This is a genomic window from Streptomyces sp. NBC_01268 (genome assembly GCF_036240795.1).
GTDB lineage: Bacteria > Actinomycetota > Actinomycetes > Streptomycetales > Streptomycetaceae > Streptomyces.
On sequence record NZ_CP108454.1, the window covers coordinates 6,365,964 to 6,384,292 of the forward strand.

Annotated in this window: 16 protein-coding genes; 13 read left to right on the forward strand and 3 right to left on the reverse strand. The window is 74.4% G+C overall.

Going from position 1 to position 18,329, the window contains the following annotated elements; translation table 11 throughout:
* Nucleotides 1-6: 6 nt before the first annotated feature.
* Nucleotides 7-813, reverse strand: a complete 807-nt coding sequence (locus OG309_RS28620) for a TetR/AcrR family transcriptional regulator (RefSeq protein ID WP_329425082.1) — start codon at nt 811-813, stop codon at nt 7-9.
* Between the two features lie 316 nt (nt 814-1,129).
* Entirely contained in the window at nt 1,130-1,693 is a 564-nt protein-coding gene (locus OG309_RS28625) for a helix-turn-helix domain-containing protein (RefSeq protein WP_329425084.1), read from the reverse strand.
* A gap of 343 nt (nt 1,694-2,036) precedes the next feature.
* On the opposite strand from OG309_RS28625, the gene OG309_RS28630 reads away from it, so the two are divergent.
* From OG309_RS28630 to OG309_RS28645, 4 genes are all read left to right on the forward strand, one after another.
* Nucleotides 2,037-2,465, forward strand: a complete 429-nt coding sequence (locus OG309_RS28630; protein ID WP_329425086.1) for a cell division protein SepF — start codon at nt 2,037-2,039, stop codon at nt 2,463-2,465.
* 280 nt (nt 2,466-2,745) lie between these two features.
* Nucleotides 2,746-4,314, forward strand: coding sequence for an AAA family ATPase (locus tag OG309_RS28635; protein WP_443067599.1), 1,569 nt, complete (start codon nt 2,746-2,748; stop codon nt 4,312-4,314).
* Nucleotides 4,301-4,657, forward strand: a complete 357-nt coding sequence (locus OG309_RS28640) for a nucleotide pyrophosphohydrolase (RefSeq protein ID WP_329425088.1) — start codon at nt 4,301-4,303, stop codon at nt 4,655-4,657. The genes OG309_RS28635 and OG309_RS28640 overlap by 14 nt, the downstream gene beginning before the upstream one ends.
* Nucleotides 4,658-4,782: 125 nt before the next feature.
* Nucleotides 4,783-5,280 carry a DUF6099 family protein gene (locus tag OG309_RS28645; protein ID WP_329425089.1) on the forward strand — a complete coding sequence of 166 codons (498 nt, stop codon included), beginning with the start codon at nt 4,783-4,785 and terminating at the stop codon, nt 5,278-5,280.
* Between the two features lie 140 nt (nt 5,281-5,420).
* Here OG309_RS28645 and OG309_RS28650 read toward each other — a convergent pair whose 3' ends face one another.
* Nucleotides 5,421-5,669: a hypothetical protein gene (locus OG309_RS28650; RefSeq protein ID WP_329428760.1), complete on the reverse strand. Its 249-nt coding sequence runs from the start codon at nt 5,667-5,669 to the stop codon at nt 5,421-5,423.
* A 246-nt stretch (nt 5,670-5,915) separates the two neighbouring features.
* Between OG309_RS28650 and OG309_RS28655 the strand changes: the two genes are divergently transcribed.
* From OG309_RS28655 to OG309_RS28695, 9 genes are all read left to right on the forward strand, one after another.
* Nucleotides 5,916-6,839: an LLM class F420-dependent oxidoreductase gene (locus OG309_RS28655; protein WP_329425092.1), complete on the forward strand. Its 924-nt coding sequence runs from the start codon at nt 5,916-5,918 to the stop codon at nt 6,837-6,839.
* A 4-nt stretch (nt 6,840-6,843) separates the two neighbouring features.
* Entirely contained in the window at nt 6,844-7,743 is a 900-nt protein-coding gene (gene mmuM, locus OG309_RS28660) for a homocysteine S-methyltransferase (protein WP_329425094.1), read from the forward strand.
* A gap of 63 nt (nt 7,744-7,806) precedes the next feature.
* The gene (locus OG309_RS28665) at nt 7,807-9,273 is read left to right on the forward strand and encodes a 3' terminal RNA ribose 2'-O-methyltransferase Hen1 (protein WP_329425096.1); all 1,467 of its coding nucleotides are present in this window, start codon (nt 7,807-7,809) and stop codon (nt 9,271-9,273) included.
* The gene (locus OG309_RS28670; RefSeq protein WP_329425097.1) at nt 9,270-11,798 is read left to right on the forward strand and encodes a polynucleotide kinase-phosphatase; all 2,529 of its coding nucleotides are present in this window, start codon (nt 9,270-9,272) and stop codon (nt 11,796-11,798) included. The genes OG309_RS28665 and OG309_RS28670 overlap by 4 nt, the downstream gene beginning before the upstream one ends.
* Before the next feature lie 491 nt (nt 11,799-12,289).
* Nucleotides 12,290-13,015 carry a Crp/Fnr family transcriptional regulator gene (locus tag OG309_RS28675; protein WP_329425099.1) on the forward strand — a complete coding sequence of 242 codons (726 nt, stop codon included), beginning with the start codon at nt 12,290-12,292 and terminating at the stop codon, nt 13,013-13,015.
* An 87-nt stretch (nt 13,016-13,102) separates the two neighbouring features.
* Entirely contained in the window at nt 13,103-13,984 is an 882-nt protein-coding gene (locus tag OG309_RS28680) for a hypothetical protein (RefSeq protein ID WP_329425101.1), read from the forward strand.
* Nucleotides 13,981-16,338 (forward strand): hypothetical protein, encoded by a 2,358-nt coding sequence (locus OG309_RS28685; RefSeq protein ID WP_329425103.1) that lies wholly within the window; start codon nt 13,981-13,983, stop codon nt 16,336-16,338. Before OG309_RS28680 ends, OG309_RS28685 begins: the two co-directional genes overlap by 4 nt.
* Nucleotides 16,335-17,783: a hypothetical protein gene (locus tag OG309_RS28690; protein ID WP_329425104.1), complete on the forward strand. Its 1,449-nt coding sequence runs from the start codon at nt 16,335-16,337 to the stop codon at nt 17,781-17,783. The genes OG309_RS28685 and OG309_RS28690 overlap by 4 nt, the downstream gene beginning before the upstream one ends.
* A complete protein-coding gene (locus OG309_RS28695) occupies nt 17,780-18,328 on the forward strand; it encodes a Pycsar system effector family protein (RefSeq protein ID WP_329425106.1) in 549 nt (182 codons plus the stop codon). The genes OG309_RS28690 and OG309_RS28695 overlap by 4 nt, the downstream gene beginning before the upstream one ends.
* Nucleotide 18,329 lies beyond the last annotated feature (1 nt).

Below are 18,329 nucleotides of genomic sequence, written 5' to 3' on the forward strand. Positions count from 1 at the left end.
CCCGAGTCAGCCGCGGGGTGCGGACGGGCAGAGTTCGATGTCCTCCTCGGCGCACGGGATGATCGCCCGTACCACCGCGATCGTGCGCTCCGGGAGGTCGGCGCGGTTGTTGAGGACCCACGAGATGTGCTGCGCGCCGAAGAAGGCGGAGACGAGGACCGTGGCGAGCGTGGTGGGCGGGGCGAGGGCCGGTGAGGCGCCGTCGAAGCAGGACGGACCCGCTACGTCGTCGCCGCCGTTTCCGTTGCTTCCGTCGCCGCCGCTCCCGTTGCTCCCGTCGTCCCCGTCGCTCACCTCGCGGTTCCGCTGTGCCGGGACGGCCTCGCCCGCCTTGGCCGCCGGGAGCTCCTTGGCGAGCCAGGAGGTGATGAGGTCGGTGTAGCCCTCGTACGGCAGCGGGATCTGGGCGCCGATGAGCTGGCGTTCCAGCTGCAGCCGGGCTCCGGCCTGGAGGGCGGTCTCGTCGCGGAAGGCCACGGCCGTGCGGATGAGGAGTTCGGCGACGGCGCTGACCGGGGGGAGGCCCAGTTCCTCGACGGCGCGGGCGATCTCGCCGATGCGCCGGTTGAAGAGCTCCGTCACCGCGACGGCGAGGGCGTCCTTGTTCTCGTAGTGGAAGTAGACCGCGCCCTTGGTCATGCCGGCCGACTGCGCCACGTCCAGGATGGTGACCGCGGGGTACCCCTTGGCGGCGAACGCAGCGGCTGCCGAAGCGAGCACCCGTTCCCGTGTCCGTACCGCCCGCTCCTGCTTCAGCTCCTTGGTGACGGCGGGAGCCGAAACGCTGAAGATGTCGCCCGAGTTGGCTGCCATGCCCGTCCCATTTCCGCGGCCGCTGATCCCCGTTTCGTACCGCCGGGAAGGAATCGTACGGGAGGGTGGCCGAAAATCGAAGGGCGCGCCGCGCGCGCCGCGTTGGGGTCGCCGTGACCGTTCCCACATCGGGGGAAGCCCTGCAGGCGGGGCGGTCGGGGGAGGCGAGTGCTCACCCCGCCCCCGCCCGCCCGCCGTCCCATGCCGTGGGGCGCCGTCCGCGCCGGGGCCGTGCCGCCGGCGCGCTGACCCGTGGCCTGGAATCGGCCCCGGACGCGACGCCGCCGGCCTGCACCGGCCGTGGCCGGCGGCCGGCTCACGCCGCGGTGCGGCAGGACTCCAGCAACTCCCAGACCTGACAGACCTGGCGGGTGCTGTGGGCGGAGGACGTGTCGGTCGGCGTCGTGTAGTTCATGCCGAACATCAGCGAGAGGAACATCGAGGCGATGACCTCGGGGCTGTGCGTCGCGGCCAGTTCCGCCCGGTCCTGCGCGGCGGCGACGAGCCGGGTCAGTTCGGCCGTCAGGTCCGTCACGGCCTGCGGGGCCGTGTCGCGCGCGGAGGCCTCCTCGTACACGAGCCGCAGCCCGGCGCGGAAGCGGAGGTCCGCGTGCATCCGGTGCACGAAGCCGACCGTGACGCGGTGCAGGATCGCGAGGGGCGGATCGGCGTCGCCGATCGTCCGGAACAGCTCCCGCCACCCCGCGTCGAACGCGTCGGTGAAGACGGCGGCGAGGGCGTCCTTCGACGGGAAGTGCCCGTACAGCGCGCCCTTGGTCATCCCCGCCTGGGCGGATATGCGCTGCAGGTTGGCCCCCGCGAAGCCGTGCCGGGCGAATTCCTCCGCCGACGCGTCCAGGAACCGCTCCTGCGTCCTCACCGCTCTCTCCTGCTTCGGCACGGTTCCCCTCCGGAGTCGTTCGATCACGGAAAATAACAGTCTCTGGAGAATTTTTTTCTCGTGGGAGCTCTCATATCCCGGAGAGCATGGCCGTGGCAACCAACCGATCCCGTCGAGATGGTGACGGAACGACACGTACTGCCGGTCCCGTCCGCGAGATCGGCGTGAAGACATGCGACCGTGGCGTGAAGCGGGTGCCCGAGCCGTCCGAGGTGACACGGCGCGCCCAGGGGTGATCTTGTGGGGGCTGCCCGGGTGGGGCGAGCCGAGTCCGCTCGTGTCGCTGTTGGGCCGAACGGGTGAGTAACGGGAGGATGTGCGCATGAGTAGGTACGAGAGGTACGACGTCACCGACGAGCAGTGGGAGGGCCTGGCGCAGGTCCTGCCCCTGCGCGGCCGTGACGAATGGCCGTCCAGGGTCGACCACCGCACGATGCCCGAGCAGTACGGAGCGGCCGAGCAGCGCCGCATGGTCGTGCTGCGGGTCCAGGTCTTCGCCGACGCCCGCGAGGTCGCCGAGTACCTCATCGCCCAGATCCCGGTCCTCCTCGACCTGACGAGCGCCGACACCGAGGTCGCCAAGCGCATCCTCGACTTCAGCAGTGGCGTCGTCTTCGGCCTCGGCAGCGGCATGCACCGCGTCGACCGGAACGTCTTCCTGCTCGCGCCGGCCGGCACCGAGGTCGAGGGCGCGGAGGACGGGACGGCGGAGGACGTCGACGGCGGCGGGGTCGCGGTCCCTCGTTCGTAGGAAGGTCATTCAGCCGTAACGGTTCGTCACGCGGACGGCTGCGTACGGTCCGATCATGACCACCACCGGCGGCACCGCCCCCGACCGCACGCCAGCACGCCCGCACGACCTCGTCCGTGACGAGGACCGGCCCGCCGATGAGGCCGGTCGCTTGCATCGGGGCGGGAGCCACCCCGATCGCGGGGGGAGCCACCCCGATCGCGAAGGGGGCCATCCCGTTCACGAGGGGGGTCGGCCGGCCCAGGGCGGGAGTCGGCCCGTTCGTGACGGGGTCGGGTCCGTGCGCGACAGCAGCCACTCCGTCCACGACCGGGGCGCTCCCGAGCTCGGCGGGAGCGGATCCGCCCCCGCGCAGGGGGTCGCCGCGTCCCGTGTCGTCCCGCCCCAGGGTGTCGCCGCGTCCCGTGTCGTCCCGCCCCAGGGTGTCGCCGCAGCCTCCCAGGTCCCGGCCCAGGGGCGGGGCCAGGTCCCGGCCCAGGTCCCGGCCCAAGGGCGGGCCCGCTCGCGCCCCGTCGCGGGAGTGGCGCACCGGGCTGCGGCCTCGGACGGTGGTGTCCCGGAGGGCGTGATCCAGGGTGATCTCGTCCTGGACGGCCTCGCTTCGGACACCCTCCGCCTGGACGCCCTGCGCCCGGACACCCTCCGCCTGGACGGCCTCGCCCCCGAAGCGGCCCCCATCGCCTCGGGAGGCGGCAGCCCGTCGCCGAGTCGGACGTTTCACCGCCCCGTCGTCACGGAGCTGCGGCTCTCCGCGTTCGGGGTGCACCGTGCGGCCGTTCTCCCGCTCAGCCCCGTGACGCTGCTGCGGGGGCCGAGCGGCAGCGGGAAGTCGACCGTGCTGCGCGCGTACGAGGCGCTGGCGCGGCTCGGTGCGGGGGCCGGGCTCGGCGAGGTGCTGCCCGACGCGGCCGACCTGGTGCCCGAGCGGGCGCGGCCCGACGCGCAGGGGCGGCGCGGGTTCCGGATCGGGTGCACGGTCGACGGCCCGGCGGGCCCCGTCCACCTGGACGTCGCCGTCCAGGCCGAACCCCGGCTGCGGATCGTGGGCGAGCGGCTCACCTCGGGCGGCCGCACCCTGTTGACCACCGCCCTGCGCGACCCGGGCCGCAACACGGTGCAGGCGGAGTGGCACACCGCCGGCAGCACCCCCGTCACCCGGGCGCCGCTCCCCGACGACCTGCTCGGCACCGCCCTGCTGCCGCTGCGCGTCGCGGGCAAGACCAAGGGGCAGCTGGAGGTGCTGGCCGCCGCGGAACAGGTGGTGGTCGGGCTGCGCTCGGTCTTCGCGTGCGACCCGCGGCCGGCGGGCATGCGGGCGCCCGTCCCGGTGGGCGAGGGGCGACTGCGCCGCGACTGCCGCAACCTCGCCGAGGTGCTGCACCGCACCGCCAACGAGTGCCCGCGCCGCCACGCCCGGCTCGCGGCGATGGCGGGCGCCGGCTGCGCGGGCCCGGTCACGGCCCTCGGCCTGCGGGAACCGGAGGAGGGCATGGTGCAGGCCGTACTGGAACGGGGCGCGAGGCTCGCGACCCCGCTGGGCCGGCTCGGCGAGGGCGAGCTGCGCTACCTCGCCCTCGCGCTCGTCCTGCTCACCGGCCCCGGTGTGCTCGCGGTGGACCCCCTCGCCGAGGTCCCCGAGGCGATGCGGACGCTCACCGTCCTCGCCGACGGACTCGACCGAGGCCTCGACGCGCGGCAGCTGCGCGAACTGCTCGCGCTGGCCGCCACGATCTGCGCGAACGGGCACATGCGGCTGGTCGGGACGCTGGGGGAGGGCCGGCTCGGCGAGCCGGGCGCCGGGTGGGCGCCCGGGGTGACGGTGGTAGACCTGGGGCGTGACCGATCCTGATGTAGCCGGCCTGCAGCGCCGCCTCGCCGACTTCGCGGCCGCCCGGAAGTGGCAGCCGTACCACACCCCGAAGAACCTCGCGGCGGCGCTGAGCGTCGAGGCGTCCGAACTCCTGGAGATCTTCCAGTGGCTGACGCCCGAGCAGGCGGAGCGGGTGATGGACGACCCGGACACCGCGCACCGGGTCGGCGACGAGGTCGCGGACGTCCTCGCCTATCTGTTCCAGTTCTGCACCGTGCTGGGGATCGATCCGCTCGCCGCGCTCGCCGCGAAGATCGACCGGAACGAGCTCCGCTTCCCGGTCCCGGGCGAGAACGACACTCATCGTCACTCTTCGGAGTGATCGAGTTTTCCCCGTCGAGCCTCCTGTCCACAGATTTCCGAATTCCCCTGGTGTTTGGGCTCAGGCGGCCTCACGCTGGGTAATGAATGAGTGGGCAGTAAGTCATAAGAACGGGGGCGGCGTTGATGGAAGCGGAGCGACTCATCGCGACCGGTCGGCATGCGCTGGCCGAGAGCCGCACGGCGCTGGACATCGTGGTGGAGGCCTGGCAGGCCCAGGTCCTCGCCCAGGCGATAGGGAGTCGTCTCGTGCTCTGCGGACCGATGGAGCTGCGGAGCGAGGCGCGGGGACTGAGCGAGATCGGCGGCGGGCGGGGGCCGACGGACCATCCCTCGCTGCGCGGCGGGGTTCCGAGGGCTGCGCAGCTCACCGAAGTGGCGGACGAGCGGGCCGCGTTGACCGCGCTCGGCGCACTCCTCGGCGAGGTGGGCATCGCCCTGGTCGGGGTGGCGTGCGCCACGGACGAGGAGGGGCTGTACTGGCAGTGCATCGAGGCGATCGACGCAGCCGACGAGGCGGGCGACCGGGTGCGCGGCATGCTGCGCCGTCTCACCTTGCGCGAACGCGGCCGGCCGCCCGACCCGGCACGAGGGAGGGCCGCTCCGAGACCGGGCCCGCGCTGAGGGACGCTCCGGTCGCGAAGGGGGCGGGCGACGGACCGGTGGGTGTCGCCCGGGGGATCCAGGTCGCCCGGGGTCGGCCGTTGTGGTCAGCTGCCCGAGGTGGGCTGCCCGAGCCCGGCCGGCGGGGTCGGCCGTTCGGGTCAGCCGGTCGCGTCGGGCAGGGCGGCGCCGTGCGCCTGGCGGTCCGCGGAGGACTGGATGTCGGCGTCCAGCCGCGACAGGTCGGCGGTCAGTGCCTCCATCAGCTCCTCCATCTGCTGCAACAGGCCCTTCGGGGCGCCGCCGCCCGGCTGCTCGGGCACGGTCGGCACGGGTGGTGCGGCCTGCCGCCCCGGCGACAGGGGAGACGCCTGCAGTACGGGGTGCTCCGGCGCGGCTTCCTGGGACATGGTGGCCTCCTGGCCAGGCCCCTCCGCTGCGGGAAGGGCCACGAAGGGGTGCGACGCACCGGCGGCGGCCGCCGGCGCGCGGGCCGGGCGGTCCGGCTCCGCCCGAGCCAACGACGGGTCCCGGGCGCCGGTCACTGGCCCGGCCGGACGCCGCCCGCCCAGGGGGCGGATATTCACCCGACCGAGCCGGTGATGATCGTCCGCTGACGAAGAGGTTGACGCACCCCCACGGTGCAGGATGGAGGTATGGATCTCCGCATCTTCACGGAGCCCCAGCAAGGGGCCGACTACGACACCCTGCTCAAGGTCGCCAAGGCCACCGAGGAGCTCGATTTCAACGCGTTCTTCCGCTCCGATCACTACGTCCGCATGGGCTCGGGCGACGGGCTGCCCGGCCCGACGGACGCGTGGATCACCCTCGCCGGGCTCGCCCGGGAGACGAGCCGCATCCGCCTCGGCACCCTGATGACCGCAGCGACCTTCCGGCTCCCCGGCGTGCTCGCCGTCCAGGTCGCCCAGGTCGACCGGATGTCCGGCGGGCGCGTCGAACTCGGCCTGGGCGCCGGCTGGTTCGAGGAGGAGCACCGGGCGTACGGCATTCCCTTCCCGAGGGAGAGGTTCGGGCGCCTGGAGGAGCAGCTGGAGATCGTCACCGGACTCTGGGGCACCGAACCCGGCAAGACCTTCTCGTACAAGGGGGAGCACTACCGGCTCGACGACTCGCCCGCGCTGCCCAAGCCGGCCCAGCCGCGGATCCCCGTCCTCGTCGGCGGGCACGGGGCGCGGCGCACCCCGCGTCTCGCGGCGCGCTTCGCCGACGAGTTCAACATCCCCTTCGCGTCGCCGGAGGAGACGGGTCGGCAGTTCGGGCGGGTGCGGGACGCGGTGGCGGAGGCCGGGCGGCCGGCGGACGCGCTGGTGTACTCCAACGCGCTCGTGGTCTGTGTCGGCAGGGACGACGCCGAGGTCGCCCGGCGGGCCGCCGCCATCGGCCGGGAGGTCGCCGAGCTCAAGGCCAACGGTCTGGCGGGTTCGCCCGCCGAGGTCGTCGACAAGATCGGCAGGTACGGTGCACTGGGCTCCACCCGGATCTACCTCCAGGTCCTCGACCTGAACGATCTGGACCACCTGGAGCTGATCTCCGCACAGGTCCAGACGCAGCTGGGGTGACCCGATGAAACCCGTCCGTCCGCTCGCCGCCGCCCTCGCCGAGCAGGTGCTCGTGCTCGACGGCGGGCTGTCCAACCAGCTCCAGGCGCAGGGGTGCGACCTGTCCGACGCGCTCTGGTCCGCCCGCCTGCTCGCCGACGGGCCCGAGCAGATCGAGGCCGCGCACGCGGCGTACGTCCGCGCGGGCGCCCAGGTGCTGATCACCTCCAGCTACCAGGCGACCTTCGAGGGCTTCGCCCGGCGCGGGACCGGCCGGGACGAGGCGGCACGGCTCCTCGCGCGGAGCGTGGAGCTGGCCCGGGCCGCGGGCGAGGCCGTGGACCGGGAGGTGTGGGTCGCGGCGTCCGTCGGCCCGTACGGGGCGATGCTCGCGGACGGCAGCGAGTACCGCGGCCGGTACGGGCTCTCGGTCGACGAGCTCGCCCGCTTCCACCGGCCGAGGGTCGAGGCCCTCGCCGAGGCCGGGCCGGACGTGCTGGCGCTGGAGACGGTGCCGGACGCGGACGAGGCGGAGGGGCTGCTGCGGGCGGTCGAGGCGTGCGGGGTGCCGGTCTGGCTCACGTACACGATCGACGGGACCCGTACCCGCGCCGGTCAGCCGCTCGCGGACGCCTTCGGACTCCTCGCCGGGATCGACCAGGTCGTCGCGGTCGGCGTCAACTGCTGCGACCCGCGCGACGCCGGACCCGCCGTGGCGCTCGCCGCCGAGGTGACCGGCAAGCCCGTCGTCGTCTACCCCAACAGCGGCGAGGAGTGGGACGCCGGTGCCCGCGACTGGCGGGGCGGCGCCACCTTCGCCCCGGACGCCACGGCCCGCTGGCGGGCGGACGGCGCCCGCCTGATCGGCGGCTGCTGCCGGGTCGGCCCGGACCTGATCGCCGGGCTGGCCACCACGCTGGGGTAGCGGGGGCGCCGGGGCCGGGAAAATGCCTGGTCGGTGGCGGGGCGTGTGGCCATACTCGGACAGGTGTTCCTGACGATCAGCACCACCGGCACCCCTGACCGCCCCGCGACCGATCTCGGCTTCCTGCTGCACAAGCATCCCGAGAAGGCGCAGGCGTTCTCGACCGCGCACGGCACCGCGCACGTCCTCTACCCCGAGGCGAGCGCGGAGCACTGCACGGCGGCGCTCCTGCCGGAGGTCGACCCCGTGGCGCTGGTGCGCCGGGGCAAGGGGAGGGGGCGGGGCGGTGCGCCCGACTCGGCGCTCGCCCAGTACGTGAACGACCGGCCCTACGCCGCCTCCTCGCTGCTCGCCGTCGCGCTCGCCAAGGTCTTCAAGAGCGCGCTGAACGGCGTCTGCGCGGCCCTGCCGGAGCGGGCCGCCGCCCCGATGCCGCTGCGGATCGAGCTTCCGGCGCTCCCGGCACGCGGCGGCGCCGGTCTCGTCACGCGCCTGTTCGGCCCGCTGGGCTGGGCGTCGGTGACGGCGGAGCCCGTCGTGCTGGACCCGGAGTTCCCCGAGTGGGGCGACTCGCGCTACGTACGGCTCGTCCTGGAGGGCGAGCTGAGGCTCGCCGACGCCCTCAACCAGCTCTACGTCCTGCTGCCGGTGCTCGACGACGCCAAGCACTACTGGGTCGCCCCGGACGAGGTGGACAAGCTGCTGCGCGCCGGTGACGGCTGGCTCGCCGGCCACCCGGAGCGGCAGCTCATCACCAGCCGCTACCTGTCGCGCCGCTGGGGACTGACCCGGGAGGCGACCGAGCGCCTGGAGCTGGTGCGGCTCGCCGAGGCGGACGGCCTTGCGGTCGAGGACGTCGACAACGCCGTCGACGAGGCGACCGACACAGAGGAGCGGCCCGTGCCGCTCGCCGAGCAGCGCCGCGAGGCCATCCTCGGCGCGCTGCGCGCCGCCGACGCGGCGCGGGTGCTCGATCTCGGGTGCGGCCAGGGCCAGTTGGTCCAAGAGCTGCTCAAGGACGTGCGCTTCACCGACGTCGTCGGCGTGGACGTGTCGGCCCGCGCGCTGTCCGTCGCCGCCCGCAGGCTCCGTCTGGAGCGGATGGGCGAGCGGCAGGCCGGCCGGGTGACCCTCCTCCAGGGCTCGCTCACGTACACCGACAAGCGGCTGACCGGCTACGACGCGGCCGTCCTCAGCGAGGTCATCGAGCACCTGGACCTGCCGAGGCTGCCGGCACTGGAGTACGCGGTGTTCGGCTCCGCGCGGCCCCGGACGGTGCTCGTGACGACGCCGAACGTCGAGTACAACGTGCGCTGGGAGACGCTGCCCGCCGGGCACGTCCGGCACGGCGACCACCGCTTCGAATGGACCCGTGCGGAGTTCCGGACGTGGGCGGCGGACGTCGCCGCCTCGTACGGCTACGAGGTCGGCTTCGTCCCCGTCGGACCCGACGACCCCGAGGTCGGCCCGCCCACCCAGATGGCCGTGTTCACCCGTACCGACGAGACCTCGAAGGAGGTCAGCGCATGACCCGCACGCTTCCCGTCACCGACCTGTCCCTCGTCGTCCTGATCGGTGCCACCGGTTCCGGCAAGTCGACGTTCGCCCGGCGCCACTTCAAGCCGACCGAGATCCTCTCCTCCGACTTCTGCCGCGGCCTCGTCGCCGACGACGAGAACGACCAGAGCGCCAGCAAGGACGCCTTCGACGTCCTCCACCACATCGCCGGCAAGCGGCTCGCGGCCGGCCGGCTGACCGTCGTCGACGCCACCAGCGTGCAGCGCGAGGCGCGGCGTCAGCTCGTCGACCTGGCCCGCGCGCACGACGTGCTGCCCATCGCGATCGTCCTCGACCTGCCCGAGGCGGTGTGCGCCGAGCGGAACGCGGCCCGCCCCGACCGGGCCGGACTGCCGCGTCACGTCATCCAGCGGCACCGCCGCGAGCTCCACCGTTCGCTGCGCGGACTGGAGCGCGAGGGCTTCCGCAAGGTGCACGTGCTGCGCGGCGTGGAGGAGGTGGAGGAGGCCGAGATCGTCCTGGAGAAGCGGTTCAACGACCTGCGGCACCTCACCGGGCCCTTCGACGTCATCGGCGACGTCCACGGCTGCCGCTCCGAGCTGGAGGCCCTGCTCGGCAAGCTGGGCTACGTGGACGGGCACCACCCCGACGGCCGCACCGCCGTCTTCGTCGGCGACCTCGTCGACCGCGGTCCGGACAGCCCGGGCGTACTGCGCCGGGTCATGGGCATGGTGGCCGCCGGGGACGCGCTGTGCGTGCCGGGCAACCACGAGAACAAGCTGGGGCGCTGGCTGCGCGGCCGGAAGGTGCAGCGGACGCACGGCCTCGCGGAGACGATCGAGCAGCTGGAGCGCGAGCCGGAGGAGTTCCGCGCCCGGGTGTCGGCGTTCATCGACGGGCTCGTCAGCCACTACGTCCTCGACGGGGGGCGGCTCGTGGTCTGCCACGCGGGCCTCCCGGAGAAGTACCACGGCCGCACCTCGGGCCGGGTCCGCTCGCACGCCTTGTACGGGGACACCACGGGCGAGACCGACGAGTTCGGGCTGCCGGTGCGCTACCCGTGGGCGGAGGAGTACCGGGGCCGGGCGACCGTCGTCTACGGGCACACGCCCGTGCCGAACACCTCGTGGATCAACAACACCATCTGCCTCGACACCGGGGCCGTCTTCGGCGGGCGGATGACCGCGCTGCGCTGGCCCGAGCGCGAGCTCGTCGACGTACCCGCCGAGCGGGTCTGGTACGAGCCGGCCCGGCCGCTCGCGACCGAGGCGCCCGGCGGGCACCAGGGGCGGCCGCTCGACCTGGCCGATGTGCACGGGCGCCGGATCGTCGAGACCCGGCAGATGGGCAACGTCGCGGTCCGCGAGGAGAACGCGGCCGCCGCGCTGGAGGTGATGAGCCGGTTCGCGGTCGACCCGCGGCTGCTCGCCTACCTGCCGCCGACGATGGCGCCGACCGCCACCTCCAAGGCGGACGGCTATCTGGAGCACCCGGCCGAGGCGTTCGCGCAGTACGCGGCCGACGGGGTCGGGAAGGTCGTGTGCGAGGAGAAGCACATGGGTTCGCGGGCCGTCGCCCTGGTCTGCCGCGACGCGGACGCGGCCCGGGAGCGGTTCGGCGTCGACGGGCCGACCGGCGCCCTGCACACCCGTACCGGGCGCCCGTTCTTCGACGACCAGGAGACGACCGAGACCGTCCTGGCGCGGCTGCGGGCGGCGATCGGCGCGGCCGGGCTCTGGGAGGAGCTCGACACGGACTGGCTGCTCCTCGACGGCGAGCTGATGCCGTGGTCGCTGAAGTCGACGGGGCTGCTGCGCGCCCAGTACGCGGCGGTCGGCGCCGCCTCCCGGGCGGTCTTCCCGGGAGCGGTGGGGGCGCTCGAACAGGCGGTCGCGCGCGGGGTGTCCGGGCTCGACGGGCTGCTCGACAAGCAGCGCGGGCGGGCGGCGGACGCGGCGGCCTTCACCGAGGCGTACCGGCGCTACTGCTGGCCGACCGAGGGGCTGGAGGGGGTGCGGTTCGCGCCGTTCCAGTTGCTCGCCGTCCGCGGGCGCTCGCTGGCCGGGGTCCCGCACGACGAGCAGCTGGCCTGGCTGGACCGCCTGGTGGAGCACGATCCGACAGGGCTGCTCCAGGTCACCCGGCGCCTCGTGGTCGACCCGGCGGACGGGGCGTCCGTACGGGCCGGTATCGACTGGTGGCTCGCACTGACCGGCGCCGGCGGCGAGGGCATGGTCGTCAAGCCGCTCGCCGCGCTGGTCCGGGGTGCCGACGGGCGGCTCGCCCAGCCGGGCGTGAAGGTGCGCGGCCGGGAGTACCTGCGGATCGTCTACGGCCCCGAGTACACCCGCCCGGAGAACCTGGCGCGGCTGCGGGACCGCTTCCTCGGCCACAAGCGCTCCCTCGCCCTGCGCGAGTACGCGCTGGGCCTGGAGGCCCTGGACCGGCTGGCGGACGGGGAGCCGCTGTGGCGGGTCCACGAGGCCGTCTTCGCCGTCCTCGCCCTGGAGTCGGAGCCGGTCGACCCGCGGCTGTGACGTGCGGGGCGCCGGGGGCCGTGGTGCGGAGGGGACGCGGGTGACGCGTCCTCCCTTCGGGCCGGGGCGCTCCGGCCGCCGCTCGCGGCGGAGAGCGGCGTCGCACATGTGGCCGACAGTGCACGCGTACGTGCGACCGTCCATCGGCCATGTGTACGAGTGGAGGTGCGTCGTCCGCCCGGGGCCGGGCGGGCCGTTCACGCGGGGGTGACCCCGCCGTACACGCGCCCGTGACCTCGTCGCCCGCCGTACGACGGGCCCGTCGCGGCCCGCGCGCGGGCCGGTGGTGACAGGGGGCGCAAGGGTGTCGAAAACGGCGCTCCCTTGCGCCCCTCGTGTTCGCCCCCGCCCGCGTTGACGCGATTCTTGGCCACCCTCTAGCGTTCTTCACCCCACGACGTGACGCAGCGTCAGCAGTGTGACTCGGGTTGTTTCTTGTTGTGGGGAACAAGCACGCGAGAGCGCAAGTCGTGCGGGGGTGTGAGCGAGCGTTGAGTCTTTTCGGCCAGGACCGCTCCTTCCTCCATGCGCTCCCCGCGTCCGACCGCCGTGACCTGCTCGCCGAGGGGGCGCCGCGCGGCTACCAGCCGGGCGAGATCATGATCCGCGAGCGGGACACCTCCGCGTACGTCCTCGCCCTGCTCTCCGGCTGGGCGGTCGTCTCCGTCGGCACCGAGCGCGGCGCCCGGCTCATCCTCGCGCTGCGCGGCGCGGGCGAGGTCGTCGGCGACCTCGCCGCCGTCGACCGCGGGCCGCGCTCCGCCACCGTCACCGCGCTGAGCAGGATCGAGGCCGTCGCGATCTCCGGCGACCGGTTCCGGCGCTTCCTCGCCGCCCGGCCGCACGCCACCTCGCTGATCATGCGGCAGCTCGCCACCCGGCTGCGCAGCGCCGACGTCGAGCGCCGCTCGCTCGCCTCCGAGACCGTCCTCCAGCGACTGGCCGCCCGCCTCGTCGAACTGGCCGAGCGGGCCGGCCGCCGGGCCGACGCGGGCACCGTCCTCGAACTCCCGCTGCCCCAGCACGACCTGGCGGCGGCCATCGGCGCCACCCGGGAAGCCGTCGCCAAGGCGCTGCGGCTGCTGCGCGAACAGGGGGTCGTCCGCACCGCGAACCGCACGGTCGTCGTCGTCGACATGCCCGTGCTCGTCCTCCTCGCGCAAGGGCGCACACGCCCCGGCGCGGAATCGTCCGACAAACCACCCCCGGCTGTGTAAACGGCTACATCGCCCACGCGCGTCGGCCGCCAGGCTGGTCACGTCACCACCACTCACCACCGCGGAACCACGTCATGAGGAGTCCGAGTGAGCAGTACGGGAGCGAGCGCGGGAGCCATCCACCGGCTCGTCGTCTTCGGGGACGTCGTCGGCTCCGGACGCCTCGGCATGGACGAGAAGCGGCTGACGAGAGCCGCCATGTACGAGGCGTTCGGCGAGGCCTACGCCTCCGTCGGCATCGAGCCCGGCACCGTCCACCAGGAGGACCGCGGCGACGGCATCCTCGCCGCGCTGCGCCCGGACGTCCCGCCGACCCTCGTGGTCGGCCGCTGGATCGACACCCTCTACGAGAGCCTGCGCGAGCACAACACGGGCCGCCGGGCGCCGTTGCGGATGCGGGTCGGCATGAACGCGGGGCTGGTCCTCGACGACGGGCGCGGACTCGTCGGCCGGGCCGTGGACCTCGCCTGCCGGCTCTGCGACAGCGCCCGCGCCAAGCAGATCATGGCGGACGCGCCGGACGTGGACCTGCTGATCGTGGTCTCCGACTGGCTCTACCGCAACGTGGTCGTCGAGGGCGGCCGATACGTGGAGCCGACGCACTACCGGCGGGCCGCCGTGGTCTCCAAGGAGACCGACGAGGACGCCTGGTTCCACGTGCCGCGGCGCCCGGAGCCGCCGACGGGGCCGCGTGGTGACGCACAGACCGGCGGTGGGCCGTCGCGGGGGGACGGCCCACCGCCCCGTACGAGCCGTACGGGCGGGGGAAGCCGCACGTTCAACGCCGGCCGGGACATCCAGGTCGTCGAGGGCGCCACGATCCACGGCGGATTCACCGGCATCCGCAACGAGAGCGGCACGGGCGCCACGGGTGCCGCGGGAGTCGGCGGCGGCCGCGGCAAGAGCGGCGACGGCGCCCCGTGCGACGAGCGAGACCTGAGCAGCAGGAGCAAGGGGGACCCGGCGTGAGCGACGACGACCTCGACCACGGCGGCGCCGAGTCCCCGGCAGGCGCCTCCGGCCACGACGGCAGGGACGACAAGGGCGACCGCGGCGACCGCGGGTCCGACAAAGGGGGCGACAAGGGCGGTGACAAGGAGGCGGACAAGGGCGCCGACGGCCCGGACGCGCCGTCCCCGGTCAACCCCTTCGAGAACGCCGGCCGCGGCTACCTCGGCGGGGCCGGCACCGGCGGCGCGGGCACCGCGCGCGCGGCACGGGCCACCCTCGTCCGGGAGGCGGGGGACCGCCACACCACCGTCGGCCGGGACGCCACGATCCACGAAGGGGACCTGTACAACTTCTGGTTCAGCGGCCGCGGCCACTTCGTCCAGGGCGCCGTCCCGCGCGACACCCTCGACCACCTCGACGACGTGTACTGCGAGACCGCCGGATACCAGCGCATGAAGGACCGGCTGCGCGGCAACCGCGTCCTGGTCCTGTGCGGGGAGCCGGGCAGCGGGCGCAAGGCCACCGCGCTCGCGCTGCTCTCCGAGGTCGCCAAGGGACAGGTCTTCCGGCTCGACCCCCGGCACGGCGTCGACGAGATCCGCTCCGAGAACCTCCAGCCGGGCGCCGGCCACCTCATCGAGCTCCTCGCCGAGGACGAGCGGGCCGAGCGCGAACCCCGCCGCTCCGGCGGCGCCGGCGCCGAGCAGACCCCGAAGCCCGCCGGGCGCCTCGCCGAACTGCACCTCGACCGGCTCGCCGACCTGCTGGGCGGCGTCGACGGCTACGGCGTGCTGGTCGTCGGCAGCGGCGACCTCGCCGACCGGCTGCTGCGCGGACGGTACGGCATGTTCTGCGCCCCGCCGCCCTCCGACGAGGTGCTCCACCGGCACCTGCGGCTGCTGCTGCGCGGCGAGCCCGAGGAGGCCACCGCCGCCGCCCGGGCCCTCGCGGACCGCGAGGACGTGGTCGACGCGCTGGGCCTGGAGGAGCTCCGCCCGCGCGAGGCCGCCCGGCTCGCCGACCACCTCGCCCGCCGCCAGCGCGAGGAGCTGACCGACGAGCAACTCCTTCAGGACTGCGCCGCGTTCGTACGGGCGCAGGCGCGCGAGTGGTTCGCGGGCGCCGACCTGCCCGGCACCGTCCCCGAGGCGCTGCCCGTCCTGAACGCCACCGCGTTCCGGATCGCCGTGGCCGTCTTCAACGGCTCCGCCTACAGCATCGCCGCCGAAGCCGCCGAACTCCTCTCCTGGGAGCTCGCCGTCACCCTCGACCCCGAACACCCCTCCGGACGACGCCTGTTCGGCACCCACGCCGAACACCGCCCGGTCCTCGCCCGTTCCGTCCTGGAGGACGTCGAGCTCGACCTCGGCCCGGCGAAGGTGCCCGCGCGGGCGGTGCGCTTCCAGGGCGGCGCGCTCGCCACCGCGGTCCTCGCCGAGGTCTGGCACGGCTACCACAACGTCCGCGGACCGGTCGCCCGCTGGCTGCGCGCGCTGTGCGACGACCCCCGGCCCGAGGTGTGGGTCCGGGCCTCCATAGCCGCCGGGGTGCTCTGCTCCTGGGACTGGATCCACGGCTACGGCGAGCTCGTCGCGCCCCTCGCGGTGCGGGACGAACCCGTCGCGCGGATGGCCGCCGCCACCGCGCTCGCCGAGGCCGCCCGCGACCCGCGCGTCCGGCCCGCGGTCGCGGCGACCGTCAAGGACTGGGCGGGCGCCGACGATCCCGCGCTCGTGGAGACCGCGCTGCTCACCCACGGCTACGTGCTGGCCGCCGGGGGCGTTTCGGGCTCGCTCGACGCCATCGGCCGGGTGGTCAGGTCCCACGACGCCGACGCCGTCGAGATCCTCGGCCCGGCCACCTTCAGCGTCGCGCGGCTGCTCGCCTCGGGCGACCCCGAACCGGTGCTGCGCCGGCTCGAACGCTGGCTCGCCGACGGGCGGCTGAACCTGTCCAACCTCGTGCACATCACCCTGATCACGACCCTGACCACCCGGACGACCCACCTGTGGGGCCTGCGCGACGTGCCCGCACTCGACGAGCACGCGAGCCGCCCCCTCCTCGTCGCCCTGCTCGCCACCCGGCCCGACCTCGGGCCCGCGCTCGGTGCCCTGCTGCGCCGCACCCTGGGCACCGCCCGCGCCGGCGAGGCCGCGCTCGACGGACTCGGCGGCCTGCTGCGCCGTGCGGCCAAGGACGAGACAGGCCTCGCCCTCGTCTGCGGCCTGCTGCCGCTGCTCGCCGTGGAGCGCCGCGACCGCGACCGTCTCCGCGGCCTGCTCAACGAGCTGGTACGGGACCGGGACCGACCCCTGAACAAGAGCGCGGCGCGCCGCATGTGGGACGCCGTCGCGGAAGGAGCCAAGCGATGAGCGGTCCCGAGCAGGGCGGAGTCCAGGGCGCACAGCGCCCCGGCGGGCAGCAGCAGGGCGGCTGGAAACAGGGCGCGTCGAACCAGGGCGCGCCGAACCGGGGAGTGCCGAACCAGGGAGCGCACCAGGCCCGGCAGCGCGCCGGGGCGGGCGGCGGCAACGGGCAGGGGCGCCCGTCCGGCAAGGCTCCCAAGGGCCCGCTCGGGCCGCTGATCCGCGAGGTCGCGCCCCCGTACCGCCGCACCAGCGGTCTCATCGCCGCCGTCCTGCTCTACCGCAACGGCGGGCACCGCATCGTCTGGCCCGACCGGCAGGAGGACAACGACAAGCCGCTGCTGCGCGCCCCGTACACCGTCTTCGAGGTCCAGCTCGGGCAGAACGTCACGGAGTTCTCCCTCAAGCTGCCGGCCGCCGGCGACGGGGCCTCGTTCAACGTCCGGGTGCGGGTCAAGTGGACGGTCGAGGACCCGTACCGGGTGGTGAAGGAGCAGGTGTGGAACGTGGCGGAGCTGCTCCACGACGACCTGCTCGACGGACTGCGCTCGCTCTCCCGCCGCTTCCGGCTCACCGAGGCCCAGCGGGCCGACGAGGCCGTCCGCGACGAGCTGAGCACCGGCCGGCTCGTCCTCGGCCGGGAGATCGGCCTGCGCACCCAGGTGTACGTCTTCTTCGACCTGGACGAGCAGGTCCGCAAGGAGGTCGCCCGTGCCGACAAGGTCGAGGTGACCGTCCGGGCCGACGCCCGCGAGGCCGAGGCCGAGCTGCGCCGGGAGGAGTGGGAGCGGAAGAAGATCATGGCGCGGGCCGCGGACCTGGAGGCCATGTTCCGGCGCGGCGACCTCGCGCAGATCGCCCACCACATGGCCAAGAACCCCGACCACGAGTGGGAGATCCGCACCCAGCTCCAGCGGGAGAAGCGCGAGGGCCAGGCCGACCTCCTCGCCGTCTTCAACCGGCTCCTCGACTCCGGTGTGCTCGAACGCCACGAGGTCGACGAACAGGCGTACCAGATCCTCCAGCACCTGCGCAGCAGCACGGGCACGATCCTCGGCGGCGTCGCCGACCGGGTCCTCGAGTCCACCACCGCCCCCGACCGCCGTGCCCTGGAGCGGGCGGCGAGCCCGGAGCCGACCGCGCCCAACTGGGACGACGAGGACACGCCGGACAGCCCGCCGGACCCGCGCGTCTACGAACCGACCCGCGTCCAGGCCTCGTTCGAGCGGGAACGGGAACGGGAGCGGGAGCGGGGTGGCGACGGGGACCGCAGGCGCCGGGACGGCCGAGGCGGCCGTGACGACGGCGACGGCGGTGACGACGGCGACGGGAGGTACGACGGGCGTGACGGTCACGCCGGTTACGGCACGGACCGCCCCGCTCCCCGTGCGCCCTCCGCTCCTCCCTCCTCACCCCCGAGCGCCGACTTCGACGACTGGGACGACGAATGACCACCGTCGGGGCCGCGGGGGCCACGGGGGCCGAACCCGGGACCGGCGCGGACCCCGGTCCCGCACCCGGCTCCGGCCCCGCCCCCGCCGAGCTGCGCGGCATGGCCGAGCAGCTCCTGACCACCGTCCGCGAGGACATCGGCCGGGCCGACACCAAGGCGGCCATCCTGCTCTCCGGAGCCCTCGCCTTCCTCGCGGTCGTCTTCTCGCGCGACCGCGGCCCGCTGCCGGCCGGCGGCCCCCTGGCCCTCCTGGTCACGGCCGGACTGCTGTGGACCGCGGGCGTCCTGATGCTGGTCTCCGTCGTCCTGCCGCGCACGCGGTTCGGCGCCGAGCGGACCCTGCTGCGCGAACTCACGGCCGGCACCACCGCCGGCGCCCTGCGGAGCCGGCTGGAGGGCTCCGCCACGGACGCCACCGGCTGGCTCCTGGAACAGGCGAGCGTCCACGGGGTGGTCCTCGCCGCCAAGTACCGATGGCTCAGGCTCGGCGTCGCGTCCCTCGTGCTCGGCGCCCTCCTGGCCCTCCTCAGCGAACTGTGGTGAG